Annotated in this window: 5 protein-coding genes; 4 read left to right on the forward strand and 1 reads right to left on the reverse strand. The window is 75.2% G+C overall.

From position 1 onward, the window contains the following. Positions 1-79: 79 nt before the first annotated feature. The gene (locus N866_RS17120) at positions 80-808 is read left to right on the forward strand and encodes a hypothetical protein (protein WP_034228777.1); all 729 of its coding nucleotides are present in this window, start codon (positions 80-82) and stop codon (positions 806-808) included. 76 nt (positions 809-884) lie between these two features. Here N866_RS17120 and N866_RS17125 read toward each other — a convergent pair whose 3' ends face one another. Beyond that, entirely contained in the window at positions 885-1,457 is a 573-nt protein-coding gene (locus N866_RS17125; protein WP_034228780.1) for an MOSC domain-containing protein, read from the reverse strand. A 214-nt stretch (positions 1,458-1,671) separates the two neighbouring features. On the opposite strand from N866_RS17125, the gene N866_RS21090 reads away from it, so the two are divergent. The 3 genes from N866_RS21090 to N866_RS17135 all read left to right on the forward strand — a co-directional run. Then, on the forward strand, positions 1,672-1,836 hold the full coding sequence (locus tag N866_RS21090; protein ID WP_155855448.1) for a hypothetical protein: 165 nt from the start codon (positions 1,672-1,674) through the stop codon (positions 1,834-1,836). A 181-nt stretch (positions 1,837-2,017) separates the two neighbouring features. After that, positions 2,018-2,965: a DUF808 domain-containing protein gene (locus N866_RS17130; RefSeq protein WP_034228783.1), complete on the forward strand. Its 948-nt coding sequence runs from the start codon at positions 2,018-2,020 to the stop codon at positions 2,963-2,965. A 55-nt stretch (positions 2,966-3,020) separates the two neighbouring features. Beyond that, a partial coding sequence (locus N866_RS17135; RefSeq protein ID WP_034228786.1) for a serine/threonine-protein kinase occupies positions 3,021-3,831 on the forward strand: 811 nt, incomplete at its 3' end.

Here is a 3,831-nt window from a genome sequence, read left to right on the forward strand (position 1 = left end):
TCGGCCGTGCGGCGGGGCGGTGCCGCGCACCGTCGGCCGTGCGGCGGGGCGGTGCCGAGCCGGGGTGAGGCGGAGGGTCATGGAACGGATCACGACGGCGGACGTCGTGCCCGACGTCGCGCGGTACCGCGGCCTCGTGCTGACCGGTGCGTGGGTCGCGCTGGTGAGCGTGGCGATGATCGTCCTGCAGATCGGCATCTACGTCGTCTGGCCGCCGCCGACGACGACAGCGGGCTTCTTCGCCCTCCTCGTGGAGGACCCGCTGCGGGGGATCGTGGCCCTCGACGTGCTCTACGTCGTGTCGAACCTCCTCGCGTACCTCCTCTACCTCGCCCTCGCGGTGGTGCTGTGGCGGGTGAGCCGCTCGGGCGTCGTCGTCGCGCTGGCGTTCGGGACGCTCGGCATGGCCGCCTCCATGGCCTCGCCCCGGGCGGTCGAGATGCTCATGCTCGCCCGGGCGTACGAGGGCGCCGACGAGGCCGGCCGCACGGCCCTGCTCGCGACGGGCGACGGGATGCTCGCGACGTGGATGGGCACGGCGTTCGACATCTACTACTTCTTCAACCTCGTCACCCTGCTCGTGCTGGCCCTGCTCATGCGGCGTTCCGCCGTGTTCACCCGGTCGACGGCGACGTGGGGGCTGGTCGCGGCCGTGCTCATGGCCGTCCCCTCGAACTTCGGGGTCGTCGGGCTGGCCTTCGCCCTCGCGTCGCTGGCGCCGTGGTCGGTGTTCGCGGTGCTGGTGTGGGCGCGCCTGCGCCGGCTGGTGGAGCTCGGCCACCGACGGGACGCCGCCGTCCTGGTGTGACGAGGCCCCGCAGGAAGACCGTGGCGCATCCCCCGCGCACCGCGCGGCCGATCCTCCACGGTCCGTGGCGCGGGGGCTACGGCAGCCGCGACGGCAGCCGACGGACCGACGCGCCGGCCCGGGCGGGGTCCAGCGGGACGGGGCTGATGAGCGTCGCCGGCCCGCGGTGCAGGCTGCCGCTGGTCAGCGGCATGCAGCGCACGCCACCGCGTCCCCGAAGTGCCGCGTGGGCACCGGGGGCGAGCACGCGGTCCATCCACGCGCAGGGGTTCGCCGGCCGGCCCACGCGCAGGCGCACCGCGGAGCCGCCGGACTCCAGCACGACCTCCTCCCCGAGCAGGGGCGCCAGCTCCGCGCCGCGCAGGACGACGTTGCGGCGGGTCAGGAGCGGGTCGAGCGGCCCCGTGCCGAGGTCGGCGGCGACGGCCTCGAGCGCCTCGGCGGCGAACAGGGTGACGGCGGCGTCCATGTGGGCCGCCTTGCCGTAGAACCGGTCGCCGACGATGCCCTGGCCCGCGACGACGTCGGCCGTGTCCGCGTCCGTCGTCGGGACGACGGCTGCCCCGTCGCGCGGCCGGCCGAAGTAGGCGTGCTCCGGCGACACGAGGAGGTGGACGATCTCCACGGCGTACCGGTGGGCAGGCGTCATGGCGGGACTCTGCCACAGGCCACGACCGCGACCGACGGCGCGCCGGTGAGCACCGTATTCACCCTCCGAGTCCCAGGAGCCGGCACGCCGGCGGTGGAAGGCTGGAGGTGCGGCCGGCACCGGAGCCGGCCGTCGGACCCGCGGGGCGAGACCCGCCCTCGCGGCCGAGACGAGGGCCACCCACCACCGTGGCCCGCGAGGTGCAGGAGAACCCGTGCACGAGATCTATCTCAAGATCAGTGAGAACCAGACGCGCGACATCGAGCGCCGCCTGCAGCACCGGCTGGCCGCCGAGGAGCGGGGGCTGCTGCGCCGGCGTCCCCGGCACCGGCTCCACCTGCACGTGCCGCTGCACCGGCACGGCCACCCGCGCGGCTGACGACGCAGCGACCCGCGCGTCTGCGGCGCGACGCGCACCGGGGCGTCCCTCGCCCTACCCTGGCGCTGCCGGGGGAACCGGCGGCCGGCCGGTGCCTCATCGGCGGTCACGGCGAGACGCCGCGCGGTCGCGCGGGCGACGAGACACCGCGCACGCTCGGCGCGGAGGACGAGGGGCACCCGTGGCGGGCGGTCTGGCGGCACTCCTGGACGACATCGCGGTGCTCGCGAAGCTCGCGGCGGCCTCGGTCGACGACATCGGCGCGGCGGCGGGCCGGGCCAGCGCGAAGGCCGCGGGCGTCGTCATCGACGACACCGCGGTCACGCCGCGGTACCTCCACGGGTTCACCGCCGACCGGGAGCTGCCGGTCATCCGCCGGATCGCCTTCGGCTCCCTGCGCAACAAGCTGCTCTTCATCCTCCCCGCGGCCCTGCTGCTCAGCCAGTTCCTGCCGTGGCTGCTCACCCCGATCCTCATGCTCGGCGGGACCTACCTGGCGTACGAGGGTGCCGAGAAGGTCTACGAGCTCCTCACCGGGCACGCCAAGGAGAAGAAGGCCCTGCCGGCCGCCGCGCAGGGTCCGGACTCGGAGAAGGCGATGGTGAAGGGTGCGATCCGCACCGACTTCATCCTCTCCGCGGAGATCATGGTCATCGCGCTGAACGAGGTCGCGGACGAGGGGTTCGTCAACCGGGCCGTGATCCTCGTCGTCGTCGCGCTCGGGATCACGGTGCTCGTCTACGGCGTCGTCGCGCTCATCGTGAAGATGGACGACATCGGCCTGCGGCTCGCCGAGACCCGGCAGGGCGCCGTCGCCGCGACCGGTCGGGCGCTGGTGCGGGCGATGCCGAAGGTCCTCGCGGTGCTCTCGACGGTCGGGATCGTCGCCATGCTGTGGGTCGGCGGGCACATCCTGCTGGTCGGCGTGGACGACCTCGGCTGGCACGCCCCGTACGACCTCGTGCACCACTGGGAGGAGGCCGTCGCCGGCGTCGGTGGCGTCGGCGGGTTCCTGGCCTGGCTGGTGAACACCCTGGCGTCGGCGGTCATCGGCCTGCTGGTCGGCGCCGTCGTCGTCGCCGTGATGCACCTGGTGCCCCGCCGCAAGGGCGCGGTCACCTCGCACTGACCTGCGCGGGAGCCCTGCCCGAGCCGGGGACGCGGCGACGGGCCAGGATGGGTGCGTGCTGCTCACAGGACGCTACGAGCTCCTCCGCAGGATCGGCGCCGGCGGGATGGCGACGGTCTGGGAGGCGCGCGACACCGTGCTCGACCGCCCGGTCGCCGTGAAGGTCGTCGACCTCGCGGTGGCCGACGACCCAGCGCTCGGGGAGCGCCTGCGCCGGGAGGCCGTGACCGCCGCCTCGATCGCGCACCCGGACGTCGTGACGGTGCACGACGTCGGGGTGGCCGACGGCGTCGCGTACGTCGTCATGACGCTCGTGGAGGGGCGCGACCTGGCGGCGGTCCTCCAGCAGGACGGGCCGCTGCCGGTGGCCGAGGGCCTGCGGATCGGCGCCCGCGTGGCGGGGGCGCTCGCGGCCGTGCACGCGGCCGGCGTGGTCCACCGGGACGTGAAGCCCGCCAACGTGCTGCTGCACGGGTCGGACGTCACGCTCGTGGACTTCGGCATCGCCAGCGTCGACACGGCCCAGGCGGCGCTGACGGCCGCCGGCACCGTCATCGGGACGGCGCACGCGATGTCGCCGGAGCAGGCCCGGGGCGAGTCCGCGACGCCGGCCAGCGACGTGTACGGACTGGGCTGCCTGCTCACCGCCGCCCTGACCGGTGCCCCGCCGTTCGAGGCCGGGTCCGCCGTGGCCGTGCTCCAGCGGCACCTCGGCGACGAGCCGCCGTCCCTGCGGGCGCGCCGGGCCGACGTGCCCGAGGCGGTGGACCGGCTCGTCCGGTCGATGCTCGCGAAGGACCCGGCCGCACGCCCCACCGCGGCCGACGCCGGGCACCTGCTCGCCGCGGTCGCCCAGGGCCCGGACG

The sequence above is a fragment of the Actinotalea ferrariae CF5-4 genome (assembly GCF_000603945.1).
Taxonomy (GTDB): Bacteria; Actinomycetota; Actinomycetes; order Actinomycetales; family Cellulomonadaceae; genus Actinotalea; species Actinotalea ferrariae.

Excerpts from the sequence above, each read along its gene's own strand:
- N866_RS17120 (WP_034228777.1), top strand. The coding sequence starts at position 80 with ATGGAACGGATCACGACGGCGGACGTCGTGCCCGACGTCGCGCGGTAC.
- N866_RS17125 (WP_034228780.1), bottom strand. The coding sequence starts at position 1,457 with ATGACGCCTGCCCACCGGTACGCCGTGGAGATCGTCCACCTCCTCGTG.